Annotated in this window: 12 protein-coding genes; 7 read left to right on the top strand and 5 right to left on the bottom strand. The window is 60.3% G+C overall.

The annotated features are described in order from the left end of the window. Positions 1-5: 5 nt before the first annotated feature. The gene (gene cobJ / locus GBCGDNIH1_RS15730) at positions 6-764 is read left to right on the top strand and encodes a precorrin-3B C(17)-methyltransferase (protein ID WP_011631369.1); all 759 of its coding nucleotides are present in this window, start codon (positions 6-8) and stop codon (positions 762-764) included. Here the strand turns inward: cobJ and GBCGDNIH1_RS15735 are convergent. Then, complete coding sequence (locus GBCGDNIH1_RS15735) at positions 734-1,522, bottom strand: cobalt-precorrin-6A reductase (RefSeq protein ID WP_025318308.1); 789 nt, start codon at positions 1,520-1,522, stop codon at positions 734-736. The two genes, cobJ and GBCGDNIH1_RS15735, sit on opposite strands and share 31 nt — an antisense overlap. A gap of 14 nt (positions 1,523-1,536) precedes the next feature. Here GBCGDNIH1_RS15735 and GBCGDNIH1_RS15740 point away from each other — a divergent pair, with 14 nt between their 5' ends. Genes GBCGDNIH1_RS15740 through cobM form a run of 3 tightly spaced genes read left to right on the top strand, consistent with a single transcriptional unit; the run spans position 1,537 to position 3,929 of the window. Beyond that, positions 1,537-2,769 (top strand): bifunctional cobalt-precorrin-7 (C(5))-methyltransferase/cobalt-precorrin-6B (C(15))-methyltransferase, encoded by a 1,233-nt coding sequence (locus GBCGDNIH1_RS15740; protein ID WP_043452719.1) that lies wholly within the window; start codon positions 1,537-1,539, stop codon positions 2,767-2,769. Beyond that, positions 2,762-3,157 carry a cobalamin biosynthesis protein gene (locus tag GBCGDNIH1_RS15745; RefSeq protein WP_011631371.1) on the top strand — a complete coding sequence of 132 codons (396 nt, stop codon included), beginning with the start codon at positions 2,762-2,764 and terminating at the stop codon, positions 3,155-3,157. Before GBCGDNIH1_RS15740 ends, GBCGDNIH1_RS15745 begins: the two co-directional genes overlap by 8 nt. A gap of 10 nt (positions 3,158-3,167) precedes the next feature. Then, complete coding sequence (gene cobM, locus GBCGDNIH1_RS15750) at positions 3,168-3,929, top strand: precorrin-4 C(11)-methyltransferase (protein ID WP_011631372.1); 762 nt, start codon at positions 3,168-3,170, stop codon at positions 3,927-3,929. 5 nt (positions 3,930-3,934) lie between these two features. Here the strand turns inward: cobM and GBCGDNIH1_RS15755 are convergent, their stop codons facing one another. Continuing rightward, complete coding sequence (locus tag GBCGDNIH1_RS15755; RefSeq protein ID WP_011631373.1) at positions 3,935-5,080, bottom strand: cobalt-precorrin-5B (C(1))-methyltransferase; 1,146 nt, start codon at positions 5,078-5,080, stop codon at positions 3,935-3,937. 72 nt (positions 5,081-5,152) lie between these two features. Here GBCGDNIH1_RS15755 and GBCGDNIH1_RS15760 point away from each other — a divergent pair, with 72 nt between their 5' ends. Then, positions 5,153-6,478, top strand: coding sequence for a cobyrinate a,c-diamide synthase (locus GBCGDNIH1_RS15760; RefSeq protein WP_043453629.1), 1,326 nt, complete (start codon positions 5,153-5,155; stop codon positions 6,476-6,478). Here GBCGDNIH1_RS15760 and guaD read toward each other — a convergent pair. Continuing rightward, positions 6,451-7,797, bottom strand: a complete 1,347-nt coding sequence (gene guaD / locus GBCGDNIH1_RS15765; RefSeq protein WP_025318313.1) for a guanine deaminase — start codon at positions 7,795-7,797, stop codon at positions 6,451-6,453. The two genes, GBCGDNIH1_RS15760 and guaD, sit on opposite strands and share 28 nt — an antisense overlap. Positions 7,798-7,808: 11 nt before the next feature. After that, on the bottom strand, positions 7,809-8,885 hold the full coding sequence (locus GBCGDNIH1_RS15770) for an aromatic ring-hydroxylating oxygenase subunit alpha (protein WP_025318314.1): 1,077 nt from the start codon (positions 8,883-8,885) through the stop codon (positions 7,809-7,811). 82 nt (positions 8,886-8,967) lie between these two features. Here GBCGDNIH1_RS15770 and cobT point away from each other — a divergent pair, with 82 nt between their 5' ends. Then, on the top strand, positions 8,968-10,113 hold the full coding sequence (cobT, locus tag GBCGDNIH1_RS15775; protein ID WP_011631376.1) for a nicotinate-nucleotide--dimethylbenzimidazole phosphoribosyltransferase: 1,146 nt from the start codon (positions 8,968-8,970) through the stop codon (positions 10,111-10,113). Then, positions 10,113-10,862 carry an adenosylcobinamide-GDP ribazoletransferase gene (gene cobS / locus GBCGDNIH1_RS15780; RefSeq protein WP_050748398.1) on the top strand — a complete coding sequence of 250 codons (750 nt, stop codon included), beginning with the start codon at positions 10,113-10,115 and terminating at the stop codon, positions 10,860-10,862. The genes cobT and cobS overlap by 1 nt, the downstream gene beginning before the upstream one ends. Before the next feature lie 51 nt (positions 10,863-10,913). On the opposite strand, the gene GBCGDNIH1_RS15785 is transcribed toward cobS, so the two are convergent. After that, positions 10,914-14,048, bottom strand: a complete 3,135-nt coding sequence (locus GBCGDNIH1_RS15785) for an efflux RND transporter permease subunit (RefSeq protein WP_011631378.1) — start codon at positions 14,046-14,048, stop codon at positions 10,914-10,916. Position 14,049 lies beyond the last annotated feature (1 nt).

Raw genomic sequence — 14,049 nt, forward strand, 5'->3', positions numbered from 1 at the left:
CGTCAATGGCGGGCTGGATCAGGATTATCGGGCTGGGGCCAGGCAGTGACGGACTGTTGACGCCCGATGCCCTGCGATGGCTGGAACTGGCGACAGATGTCGTTGGCTATCATCCTTATGTGTCGCGTGTGCCGGCAAGGCCGGGCCTGAGCCTTCATCCCAGCGATAACCGTGAAGAACTGGTCCGTGCTCGTCATGCGCTGAGCATGGCACAGGCGGGAAGATATGTGGCGGTGGTCTCCGGCGGTGATGCGGGCGTATTCGGTATGGCCAGCGCGGTGTTCGAGGCGGTGGAAAGTGGCGATCCGGCCTGGGCCGGCCTGGATATCGAAGTTGTCCCCGGTATTTCCGCCTGTCTCGCCGCGGCGGCACGGGCCGGTGCTCCGCTCGGGCATGATTTTTGCGTCCTGTCTTTGTCGGATAATCTGAAGCCGTGGGATCTGCTGCTGCACCGCCTGCGTGCGGCGGCAGAGGCAGGGTTTGCCATGGCTCTCTACAACCCGGTATCCGCCGCGCGTCCATGGCAACTGGATGAAGCGTTCGATGTGCTGCGGGCGTTATTACCGGGCGAGGTTCCGGTGATTTTTGCCCGTGCCGTCACGCGTCCCGATGAAAAACTGCTTGTGTGCCCCTTGCGGGAAGCGAAAGCGGCGTTGGCCGATATGCGTACGCTGGTGCTGATCTGCACGGAGGCAACGCGCCTGATTGCGAAATCTTCTGATGAGTGCTGGGTTTATGCCCCACGTTCGGTCACGCGTTCATGATGCAGCATCTCCAGCCAGCGCATGGCTTCCTGCGCGGTGGTGACGATATTGGAAGGGAGTGCAATCACCGGCCTGCGCACCATCCAGACGGGCAGACCGAGCGCGCGACATGCGGCGAGTTTTGCTTCTGTTGCGCTGCCACCGGCGTTTTTGGTCACGATGCCGTCAATCCGATGAGAGCGCAGCAGGGCAATTTCATCATCCGTTGCAAACGGGCCGCGCGCCGTCAGAACCGTGGCCTGTGGCGGCAGGTGATGCGGCTCCGGCGCATCGACGCTGCGAATGACGTAGTGATGCCAAGGGCAGGCACGAAACGGAGCCAGTTCCTGCCGACCAATGGTCAGAAAAATCCGGCGTGGTCTCATGCCGAGCGCAGCGGCGGCTTCTTCAAGGGAGTCCACCATTTGCCAGCGATCGCCCGCAACCGGCTGCCATGCCGGTCTGACGATGCCGAGAAACGGCAAAGGCCACATCGCGATTGCCTGAGCCGCATTGGTGGAGATGCGGGCGGCGAAAGGATGGGTCGCGTCGATCAGCGCATGCATTCCTTCCTGTTCCAGCATCGCGGCCAGTCCGCTGGCACCCCCGAATCCTCCGGTGCGGCAGGGGATCGGTGGCAGAACAGGGGAGCGTGTGCGTCCGGCGAAGGAAAGCAGGGGAGCGAACCGCTCATCGCCTGCCAGCAAGCGTGCGAGGGCGGAGGCTTCGCTGGTGCCACCCAGTATCAGGCAGCGTGTCGGATCGGATGGTGTATGCATCAAGAGAATTCGCCGTGAGTGCGCCCGCAGGCAGGACAGCATGGCTCGGCATACTGGGCATCGGCGAGAATGGTGTCGAGGGGTTAAGTCAACGGGCCAGGCAATGGCTGGTGGAGGCTGATCATGTCTATGGTGGCACCCGTCATCTGACATTGGCGGCTTCGCTGATCGGGGAAGCCGGTATTCCATGGTCCAGCCCGCTATCCTCTTCCCTGCCTGCCTTGATGGAGAAACGGGGACGGAAGGTGGCTGTGCTGGCCTCGGGGGATCCGTTTTCCTACGGGATTGGTCCATGGCTAACGGATACTTTGTCGCGGGAGGAATGGTTCTGTATTCCCGTGCCATCCTGCCTGTCCTTGGCGCGGTCAGCGCTCGGCTGGGCAGAGGTGGAGACGGAAACAGTCTCTTTATGCGGACGTCCTCTGGAGACATTGTATCCGTTTCTTCAGCCGGACGGGCGGGTTCTGATTTTGTCTGCAGACGCTTCAACACCGGCGCTGGTGGCCGGGGAGATGACACGGCTCGGCTTTGGTTCCAGCACACTCTGGCTGATGGAGGCGCTGGGGGGGGAGGCGGAGCGTATTCGTCACAGTGAAGCGAAGACCTTCAGCTTTTCTGATATCATGCCGCTGAACATGCTGGCGGTTGAGGTGGTCGCAGACCAGACGGCACGTATGCTTCCATTGAGTGCCGGATTGCCGGATGCATGCTTTGCGCATGACGGGCAGATTACCAAGCAGGATGTGCGTGCGGCGACACTGGCGGCATTGTCTCCACATCGGGGAGAATTGCTATGGGATATCGGATGCGGGTCCGGCTCGATCGCGATTGAGTGGTTGCGGCATCATCCATCCATGCGGGCGATCGGTATCGAGGCTGATACGGTGCGGGCGCAGCGTGGGCGGCAGAATGCCCATCAGCTTGGCGTGCCCCGTCTGAACATGATCGAAGGGCATGCGCCGGAGGCATTGGATGGTCTGCCTGTGCCGGATGCGGTTTTCATTGGTGGAGGCTGTTCCGGGGTTATGATCAGCCGTTGTCAGGCAGAACTGCGCCCAGGCGGGCGGCTGGTGGTCAATGCCGTGACGCTGGAGACGGAGGCTTTGCTGGCCGGGATATATCAGACCCATGGCGGCAGATTGACGCGGCTTTCGGTTGCGACGGTGAGTGAGGTGGGACGCCTGCATGCGTTCCGCCCCGCCATGACGGTGACGCAATGGGCCTGGCGGAAGCCCCTTTATGACTGAGGGAAGGCTGATTGTGGCAGGGATCGGCTGCCGCCCCCTCTGTGCAGCAGAGGCGGTGGTCGCGCTGCTGCATCAGGCTGCACAGAGGGCCCCTTTCAGTATCGTGGCGATCCCGGAATTCCGCACCGGAGCAGAAGGATTGATGAAAGCGCTGACGCGCCTTGCTTATCCGGTACGGGTGATGACCATGGCGGATTTGCAGACCGTGCAGCATCGCTGCGTAACGCCCTCGGCGGCGGCATTACGGGCAACCGGTCTGACCTCGGTGGCGGAGGCGGCCGCACTGGCGGCAGCGGGACCACAGGCACAATTGATCCTGCCGCGTATCGCGGCTGAGGGCGTGTCCTGTGCGCTGGCGGCGGCACCGGCAATAGAGGGCCGACAATAGAGGATATGACATGACGGTTCATTTCATCGGTGCGGGACCGGGGGCGGCTGATCTGATGACAGTGCGCGGGCGTGATCTGATCGCTGCCTGCCCGGTCTGTCTCTATGCCGGATCGATCATTCCTCCCGCTTTGTTGCAACATTGTCCGCCCGGAGCGGAGATTATTGATACGGCAGCGCTCGATCTGGAGGGAATCATGGCGCATTGCCGCTCCGCCCATGAGCGTGGGCTGGATGTTGCGCGTCTGCATTCCGGCGATCTGTCGATCTACAGCGCGGTGGCCGAGCAGCGCAGGCGACTGGAAGGGATGGGTATTCCCACCAGTTTCACCCCGGGCGTTCCTGCCTTTGCCGCTGTATCGGCGGCGATCGGGCGGGAGCTGACTTTGCCGGGGATAGCGCAGAGCGTGGTGCTGACCCGTGTCTCTGGCCGTGCCTCCGCCATGCCGTCTCGGGAAACGCTGGAAGCCTTTGCTGCGACGGGAGCAACACTGGCGATCCATCTGGCCGTACATGCTTTGCGGGATGTCGTCGCGCGGTTACTGCCGTTTTACGGTGCGGACTGTCCGGTCTGCGTGGCGGCGCGGGCAAGCTGGCCGGAGGAAGCCCTTTATCGCGGCACGCTCGCCGACATCGTGGCGCTGGTGGAGGCGGGGGCGGAGGAACGTACCGCCCTGATTCTGGTCGGGCCGGCAGTGGGAGAAGGCGATTTTCAGAACAGCGCGCTGTATGACACCGATTATCGCCGGCGTTTCCGGGGCGGACAGCCGTAACAGGCTCAACTTTCCTGTTCGTGGCGGCCCATCAACTGGCCGTTACGGCTGAAGATAAGCACATCCAGCATGATCCCGGTGCCTTGCAACTGACGGGCCGCGGTTTCCCATGCGCGACATGCCATCGTATCGCCCAGCGGGAAGCCTTCACGGGCGGCGATGGCAAATGCTTCAGGTGTGGTGTTCGCGGCGGCAAGCTGTGCGGCGAGTGCGGGACTGCCACCCATGGTGCTGACCAGACTGCCCAGCGCCTCCATATCCACATGTCCTCGCCGGGAGTGCAGGTCGAGCCTTCCCTGTGCCAGCTTGGTGATTTTCGCGATCCCTCCCGCAATGGACAGACGGGGCAGAGGATGGCGACGCAGATATTTCAGCATACCACCGACGAAATCTCCCATTTCGATCAGCGCAGTATCGGGCAGGGCGTACAATTTTTTCACTGCCTGTTCCGAGGCATGGCCCGTGCTGCCCGCAATATGACGGAGACCGCTGGCACGGGCCACGTCGATGCCGCGATGGATGCTGTCGATCCAGGCCGAGCAGGAAAATGGCACCACGATCCCGGTCGTTCCCAACACTGATAAGCCACCGACGATGCCGAGACGCCCGTTCAAGGTGCGCTCTGCGAGAGTACTGCCGTGGTCAATGGAAATCTCGATACTGGCGGAGGGTGCGCATCCCAGCCTCGCGGCTTCCTCGGTAATGGCCTGAGCCATCATCTGGCGGGGAACCGGATTGATGGCGGGTTCGCCGGGGGGCAGTGGCAGACCGGGTCGGGTGATGGTGCCGACGCCCGCTCCGGCGCGGAACACCAGCCCGGCCTTGTCGGGCAGGCTGCGCACGGTGGCGCGGATCATGGCGCCATGCGTCACATCCGGATCATCTCCGGCATCCTTGATCACCCCGGCCATGGCGGCGATGCCATCGGGGGCTTCCGTCATGATCCGATGATCGGCCAGCGCAAAAAGCGGCCGCGCTCCTCCTGGCAGGGCTATTTCCACCGGATCGGGAAAATGCCCGGTATGAAGCGCCGAGAAGGCCGCACGGGCTGCCGCGGTAGCGCAGGCGCCGGTGGTCCATCCGCGCCGGAGGGAAGGGGATGAGGTCACGGCACCGATTGTAACGCGAAACAGCGCCTTGCACATCGTCATGACGTGTCAGAAGGTCGGCGCGATGAAAAAGGATCAGGACGTGCAGGACAGACCGGGCCGGGAGCGGCTTTCATGACGGCGGTGAAAGCACTGATGGTGTCCGCTCCGAAATCGGGCTCCGGCAAGACGACCGTAACGCTGGCCCTTGCTCTGGCCTTGCGTCAGCGTGGGGTACGGGTGCGGATCGCGAAGAACGGTCCCGACTATATCGACCCGGCCTTTCATGCCGAAGCGGTGGGGTTGCCCTGCTTTAATCTGGATAGCTGGGCGATGCCGCCTGCTGCGCTGGATGCAATCTGGACGGAACTGGCCGCAGAGACTGACCTGATCCTGATCGAGGCCTCCATGGGGTTGTTCGATGGCGGCGGCAGTCAGCCGGGACGGATGGGGGCGGCATCTGATCTTGCTGACCGTTTCGGAGTGCCGGTTCTGCTGGTGCTGGATGTCAGCGGTCAGTCGCAAAGTGCTGCGGCGGTGGCACGGGGATTTGCCACCCACGATCCCGCGGTGCATCTGGCGGGGGTGATTGCCAATAACCTCGCCAGTGACCGCCATGCAGGGGGCGTGGCCCATGCCATGCAGCGTGCCGGGCTGCCGCTGTTGGGAACCGTGAGGCGCGGGGCAGTGCCCTCCCTGCCCGAGCGGCATCTGGGGCTGGTGCAGGCACGGGAGCATGGCACATTACCGGCTCTGTTCGAGGCGCTGGCCAATGTTGCGGAGGCATCGTTTGATCTTGATGCGATCCTGTCCGCAGCCGTTCCGGTTGTTTTGCCCCCCCGAGAGGATTCCGCCCCCCTGCTTCCGCCTCCGGGACAGAGGATCGCACTGGCCTGGGATGATGCGTTCAGCTTTGCCTACCCGCATATGCTGGCCGGTTGGCGCAGGGAAGGGGCAGAGATCGTTTGTTTCTCACCGCTGGCCGATCAGCCTCCTTCTGAGGATTGTGATGCGGTCTGGCTGCCCGGCGGCTACCCGGAGCTGCATGCCGCACGGCTTGCGACTGCATCCCGTTTCAGGTCCGGAATGCTCCGGGCGGCGGAGCAGGGTGCGGTGCATGGCGAGTGTGGCGGCTATATGGCGCTCGGGGCCGGTCTGGAAGATGCGGAGGGCGTCATCCATCCCATGCTCTCCCTGTTGTCCCATGTCACCAGTTTCCGGCAACGGCGACTCAATCTTGGATACAGGCAGGCCATTCTGGAGGCTGCTTCCGTGCTGGGGGCGCAGGGAGCGATACTGCGCGGGCATGAATTCCATTATGCGCGGGTGATCGACCCCGGCAGCGATGCGCCTCTGGCACGTTTGTCAGATGCGGAAGGGTGTGCGCTCGGCCTTTCAGGCGGAATACGCGGGCGGGTCAGCGGCAGCTTTTTTCACGTGCTGGCCCGCGAGGCCGCCTGACCGGGCCGTGAGGGGCATCCGGCAATATATGTTTCCACCACGGCACGGTCATCGCCCAGAATTTGCAGGGCGAACAGACGATCCGCCAGTGAATGTCCGCCCGGTGAGTGGCCTTGCGTGCGGCGGGCCAGCAGAGGGGTTGCGGCAGGATCAAGCACCACGAAATCGGCCTCCTGCCCTTCTTCCAGCGCACCAATCCTGTCGCGCAGGCCGAGAATGGATGCACCGCCAGCCGTCGCCAGATAAAGTGCAGTGAAAGGATCGAGACTGGTTCCGCGCAACTGGCCGGTCTGATAGGCCGCACCCATCGTATGCAGCAGGGAGAAGCTCGTTCCCGCTCCGATATCCGTGCCGAGACCAATGCCGACACCGTGCTGTTCAGCCTGTTGCAGATCGAACAGGCCGGAGCCGAGAAAACTGTTGGATGTCGGGCAGAAGGCAATGCCGGCCTGTGCCTCGGCCAGCGCCTGAAAGGCGCGTGCATCAAGTTGTACACCATGCGCGAAAACGGATCGGGCCGTCAGCAGGCCGAACCGCGCATACACGTCGAGATAGTCCCGATACCCTGCCTGCGGCGGAAACCGCTCTGCTACAGCGGAGCATTCGGCCACGCTCTCGGCCAGATGCGTATGAAACAGTGTATCGGGATAGGCACCAAGCAAATCGGCAGCAAGGTGCAACTGGGCATCCGTGCAGGACAATGCATAACGCGGCACGATGGCGTAGCCGAGCCGATTGCAGCCATGCCACCGTTTGATCAACCTGTGCGTGTCATCATGGGCGGTTTCGACCGTATCATGCAGATGCTCCGGGCCGAGATCCATCAGAACTTTGCCGGAAATGATCCGCATGTTGCGTGTACTGGCGGCTGCAAACAGGGCGTCGACTGAGGTCGTATGCACCGTGGCAAAAACCAGTGCCGTGGTGGTGCCGTTGCGCAGAAGCTCATCCAGAAAAAATTCTGCCGAGGATTGTGCGTAGGCAGGATCTGAAAATTTCATTTCCTCTGGAAAAACATAGCGGTTGAGCCATTCCAGAAGCTGCGATCCATGGGAAGCAATGCACCCTGTCTGCGGGTAGTGAACATGGGTGTCGATGAGTCCCGGAATAATGAGCTTTCCCGGATAATGCGTGACCGGAACATCAGAAAATTGTTCTGCAACGATGGCATAGGGACCACGTGCAATGATGATACCGTTCTCAAACACCAGCATGCCATCAGGATCATGTCGGATGGCGGCATTGCCATGGTGTTGGGGGTGATGAGGAACAGAGATGATCTCACCACGAACGGCGTGTAAAAATCCTTGTTTCGACATGATTTTTTCGATCATGCCGTAAAGAAGTGGCTGAATCCACGTTCCCGCAGGGCGCGGCGATAGGCGATCGAGCTGCGGTCTGCCATGACATGCGCTTCGAGCGTCGGATCAAGCGGCAGGCATTCCGGTTTCTGGGCTTCCACGATGGCTTTGTCTTCCTCAAACACACGGCGGTTGAAATCATAGACTTCCTGAATGGGCCGGTCTGTATCGAAATTCCGTGCAATCGGCACGAACAGTCGGGTGATGCGGGCCGAAACGGGGGAGGCTGCATTCATGATCACCAACCTGCCATGATCCGGGAAATCAATGCTGAGTGTTGCGGTAAAAGGCAGATGAACGCGGAAATGCCTGAGCCATACAAAGTCTTCCGGCACAGGCTGATCTGAACCATGCGGGTAATTGCTGAGAGAGCTGCGGTACTCGACTTCAAATCCATCCCGGGTTGGGACGGGAATATAGGAAGGTACTGTGGTATTCTCGGGATCGCCGAATGTGCCGGTATGAACGAAGCCGAAATGGGCGACATCCAGAAACCCTTCCATCTGACGTCCGGCAAAGCCGAAAATATCGATCCACGGACAGGTGATCTGCTGGAATCCGGCATCATCCCAATGTGGCATAGGCGGAATAGAGGCTGATCCCGTTTCATCAGGCCGCAGACAGGTCCAGATCAGACCATAGCGCTCTGTGGCTGGATAGGTGCGCAGATGCAGTTTTCCGGGAATGGCGCTGCCCGGATGGGCGGGTACCTTGATGCAGCGTCCTTCCGCACCGAACCGGAATCCGTGATAGGCACAGGCGATCGACTGTCCATCCCCATGTCCCATGCTGAGAGGAACGCCGCGATGCGGGCAGAGATCACCAGCGATGACGATCTGTTGCCCGGCGCGGTAGATCACCAGTTCCTCATCCAGCAATCGGGCAGAGAGAGGCTGTTCCCCTACGTCCCGCGCCAGGGCCACCGGATACCAGAACCGGGCCAGTTTCTGCCAGTCTGCTGCCTCAAAGGTACAGTTGCGGGGCAGTGGGTCGCCAAGGGGGGAGCTATGGGGGGAGGAGATTGAAGGGGCCGGAACTGCCGTCATGCCGGTTCTGTATCCTGCTGTGCTAACGGAATAACTACTCGGGGCATGGTTGCAAAGGTTCGCCCCCGGCATCAAACACTAAATGGAGTCTTGCAGGATGTGGTATGGTTACCCCTCTCCTGTGGGATGGATCTGTTCAATCTGGTGTACGTCCATGATGATTGACAGGGCATTCAAAAGGAAAGAACCGTTGCCGCAGCAATCGAAAATCCTGATCGATGACCTTGATGCCTTCGTTTCTGATGCACGCGCTTTTCAGGGGGGAGATGCTCAGGCCGAGCGGGATGTAGCCATCAGAATGGCCGAACTGACCAAGCCGGAGGGCAGTCTCGGGCGGTTGGAAGACGCGGTGGGATGGCTGGCGCGGTGGCAGGGATCTTCCAGACCAAGGCTGGATAATGTCGATATTCTGGTTTTTGCCGGCAATCACGGTGTTGTGAATCAGGGGGTGTCACCTTACCCGGCTGAGGTGACGGAACAGATGGTGGCGAATTTTGCCAATGGTGGCGCTGCGATCAATCAGCTCGCCCGGGCGGGACAGGCCGGATTGAGGGTGATTGCGCTGGATATCCATCGACCGACGGCAGATATCACGCAGGCACCCGCCATGGATGAGTCTGCTCTTCTGAATGCAATGCGCGTGGGCGCACAGGCCGTGAAGGCTTGTGACCTTTTGTGTCTGGGGGAGATGGGAATCGGTAACACCACTATTGCTGCGACCCTGTCTGCGGGTTTGTTCGGGGGAGATGGAACAGACTGGGCCGGGAGGGGAACCGGTCTTGATGATGAGGGGCTAAGTGTGAAACGCAGGGTGATCGACCGTGCCCTGTCGCTGCATCGTGATGCTTCTACGCCGTTGGCCGTGATGGCGGCACTGGGCGGAAGAGAACTGGCGGCGATACTGGGGGCTGTGTGGCAGGCCAGACGGCTTGGTATTCCGGTACTGCTGGACGGCTTTGTCTGTACTTCCGCGGCTGCTCCGCTGGCCGTGTTGGCCGAAGGTGGGCTGGATCATACTCTGGTCGGGCATCTGTCGGCCGAACCGGGGCATCGGCGCATTCTGGAGCGGCTGGGGAAAAAACCATTGCTCGATCTCGGCATGAGGCTGGGAGAAGCCTCCGGTGCTGCCATTGCACTGCCTGTTCTGAGGGCCGCGCTGGCCTGTTATAACGGAATGGCCACCTTCGCCGAAGCCAGTGTGGCAAGGGCTTCAGCGGCTATCCGTTGATGGGCTGGCTGAGTGACCGTTTCCGGGAGATTGCGGCGGCAGCCATGGTGCTGACGCGCTTACCCATCCTGCATTTTGAACATTCTTTTCCCGCTATGGCATCGGCGGCATGGGCGTTTCCGCTCGTGGGGGGGATGCTGGGCCTGTTGATCGGTTGCTTACAGATCATGCTGATCGACCTGTGCGGGATGCCGCCATGGCCTGCCGCGGTTATCTGTGTGGCGCTGGGTGTCATCATGACCGGTGCCTTGCATGAGGATGGTCTGGCCGATTTTACCGATGCTGCGGGTGGTCATACGACAGAAAAAAAGCTGATGATCATGCGTGACAGCCGGATCGGAAGTTTTGGGGCTGTCTCCCTTATGCTGTCCTTGATGATACGGACGGCCTGTATCGCTTCATTGCCTCCTGATGGGGATGCGATGGTAGCGATCATCTCCTCAATGGCAATCTCGCGCTTCTGTATTCTGTTGATCCCTTGTTTCATGCATTCTGCCCGCCCGGAAGGATCAGGGGCGATGATGGCAGGGATCGGTCTTGTGCAGCTCGCCATGGCTGCAATTCCGACTGTGGTGCTGGCTTCTTTGGCAGGCATCCATGGCTGGCTCGCCTTTCTGACGGCTTTGCTGAGCACATGGCTGGTCGGGCGCCATGCACGAAGGACGCTTGGTGGCTTCACAGGGGACGTGCTGGGCGCGACAGAGCAATGTGCTGTCTGTGCTGCCTTTCTGACTATGGTCTGCGGTTGAACATTGGCTGAAATGAAAAAGGCCGGGGGATGAACGCCGGCCTTTCTGTTTTCAGTGTTGCAGCTTCTCCTTGCGGGAGAAGAGGCTTTTGAGTCGTTCACGCAGGCTCTGGAACGTCACATACAGCATCGGGATCATGAAGATACCGATACAGCTGGCGGCCAGCATGCCGGCCATGACGGATGTGCCGACATCCCGGCGGCTGATGGCGGCGGCACCATGTGCGACGACCAGAGGCAGCAGACCGAGAATGAAGGCGATGGATGTCATCATCACGGCCCGGAATCGGGTTTTCGCGCCCTGCATGGCGGCTTCCTTGATGCTGTCACCGTGTTCGCGTCTTTCCTTGGCGAACTCGACAATCAGAATGCCGTTCTTGGCGGCAAGAGCGATCAGCACCACCAGCCCGATCTGAGCGTAAATATCCAGCGAGAGATGCGCGATCAGAATACCGGCAAAAGAACCGAGCACGCCAACGCTAACAGACATCAGCACCGGAACCGGGATCATCCAGCTTTCATAAAGTCCGACCAGGAACAGATACGCAAACAACAGGGCCAGCCCGAGGATGGCACCGGTCTGTCCCGATGCAGCCACTTCCTGATAGGCCGTGCCGGTCCATTCGAAATCATATCCTGGTGGCAGAGTTTTTCTCGATACCTCTGCCATGGTGTTCAGCGCGGTACCGGAGGACACACCGGGGGCAGGGCCGCCATTGATGGTGATCGAACGATAGTTGTTATACCGCGTGATGACCTGCGGACCGACCACGAAGTGTACGGTCGCGATGGAGCGCAGTGGTACGCTTTCACCGTTCTTGTTGCGGACATAGATCTGCCACAGATCCTGTACCTCATTACGGTTGACGGCCTCACCTTCGATATTGACCTGCCAGACTCGTCCGAACAGGTTGAAATCGTTCACGTAAAGTCCGCCCAGGGTTGCCTGTAGCGCAGTGAACACATCACTGATTGACAATCCCAGTGCTGTTGCCTTGTCCCGGTCGATATCCAGGTACAGGGACGGATTGGTGCTGGTGAAGGTGGTGAAAACACGGGAGAGGGCCGGATTCTGGTTGGCGGCAGCGATCAGCCCCCGTGCCACACTGCCGAGGGAGGCCGGATCCTGGCCTTCCAGACCTTCCAGCTGATATTCAAACCCGCCTGTTGTCGACAGGCCGATGATGGGCGGCAGGTTCAATGGAAAAACGATGGCTTCCCTGATCTGCTGTGCCGCGCCTGCGATGCGGCCGATAATCGCCTGCGCCGACATGGAAGGATCGGTACGCTGATCAAAATTTTTCAGCTTCACAAACATGAAGCCGGCATTCGGTTCCTGTGCACTGTCCAGAATGGAGCGGCCGATGATCTGCACTACGTCCCGGACGCCGGGAATGGGATGGATGATATCGTTCAGTTTCTCCATCACGGCGGCGGTTCGATTGACGGAGGCTCCATCCGGCAACTGGACGATGACGAAGAAGCCACCCTGATCTTCTTCCGGCAGGAAGCCGGTAGGGGTCATGCGGGAAATCATGAAGATCCCGCCGCCGCACACCCCGACCAGCAAGATCGACAGGACGGAAATACGCAACAGACGCAGCACGATGGCGGCATATCCGTCCCGCACTTTGTCGATTCCGCGCGATATGAAGCCGAGAATGCCTCGCTTTTCACCGGTATGACGCAGAAACACTGCGCAGAGCGCCGGTGACAGCGTCAGCGCATTGATCGCTGAAATCAGCATCGAAATACTGATGGTGACGGCAAACTGCCGGAACAACTGGCCGGAAATACCCGGAATAAAGGCGACCGGGACGAACACCGACAGCAGCACCAGTGTGATGGCGATGATGGGCGCTGTGATCTGTTCCATCGCCTTGATGGTAGCATCCTGTGGTGAAAGCTCCGGCTCCTCTTCCATCACGCGCTCGACATTCTCGACCACCACAATGGCGTCATCGACGACGATACCGATCGCCAACACCATCGCGAGCAGCGAGACCGTGTTAGCGGAATATCCCATGGCCAGCAGACCGGCGAAGGCACCAATCAGGCTGACAGGCACCGCCACGCTGGGGATGATGGTGGCGCGCAGGCTGCCAAGGAACAGAAACACCACCAGCACGACCAGCACGAAAGCTTCGGCCAATGTGCGCAACACTTCGTGAATCGTATCGGTCACGAAGGTCGTGCTGTCATAGCTGACCTGATATTTCATGCCTGGCGGGAAACGCTCCGCCAGCCCGGCCAGTCTTTTATTGACGGCCTCTGCCGTGTTCACCGCATTGGCACCGGGGGACAGATAGACCGCAACGGTGACGGATGGCTTTCCGTTCAGACGGGTTTCGCTGTCCTCATTCTGACCGCCAAGCTCGACACGCGCCACGTCCCGAACCCGCAGGATCGAGCCGTCAGGATTGGCACGAACAATGATATTGCCGAATTGCTCCTTGGTGATCAGGCGGCCCTGAGTCTGGACATTGAACTGAAACTGCTGATCAGGCCCGATCGGGCGTGCGCCGATGCGTCCCACCGGGGCGACGGTGTTCTGCGACTGAATGGCTGCGGCAATGTCGGATGGAGAAAGATTGAGGCTGGTCAGGCGGTGAATGTCGAACCACACCCGCATGGAATACATCTGCTGGCTGAACAGCATCGCCTGCCCCACGCCGGGGGTGCGACTGATCGCATCCATGACTGAAATCTGGAGATAGTTGGTGATGAACAGAGGATTCTTGGTGCCGTCACTGCTGTAGAAGCTGATGAACTCCAGAATGGCGGAGGATCGCTTCTGCACCGTCAGCCCTTGCCGCTGCACAATTTCCGGCAGGCGTGATGTGGCTGTCTGAACACGGTTGTTGGTATTGACCGTGTCGATATCGGGGTTGGTGCCCAGCGCGAAACTGACGGTCAGGTTATAGCTGCCATCATTGCCCGCGGTACTCTTCATGTAGAGCATCTGGTCCACACCGACGACCTGAGCCTCGATCGGCTGGGCGACGGAGCTTTCGACCACGGCGGCAGAGGCACCCGGATAAGATGCGGTAACCTGAACCTGTGGCGGCACGATATCGGGGAACTGGGCCACCGAGATCCGCGTGAGCGAAATTAATCCTGCAATCGTGGTGACGATCGCGATGACAATCGCCAGTCGCGGGCGTCGGACAAATACGGCTGAGATCATC

Source organism: Granulibacter bethesdensis CGDNIH1, assembly GCF_000014285.2.
Classification (GTDB): Bacteria; Pseudomonadota; Alphaproteobacteria; order Acetobacterales; family Acetobacteraceae; genus Granulibacter; species Granulibacter bethesdensis.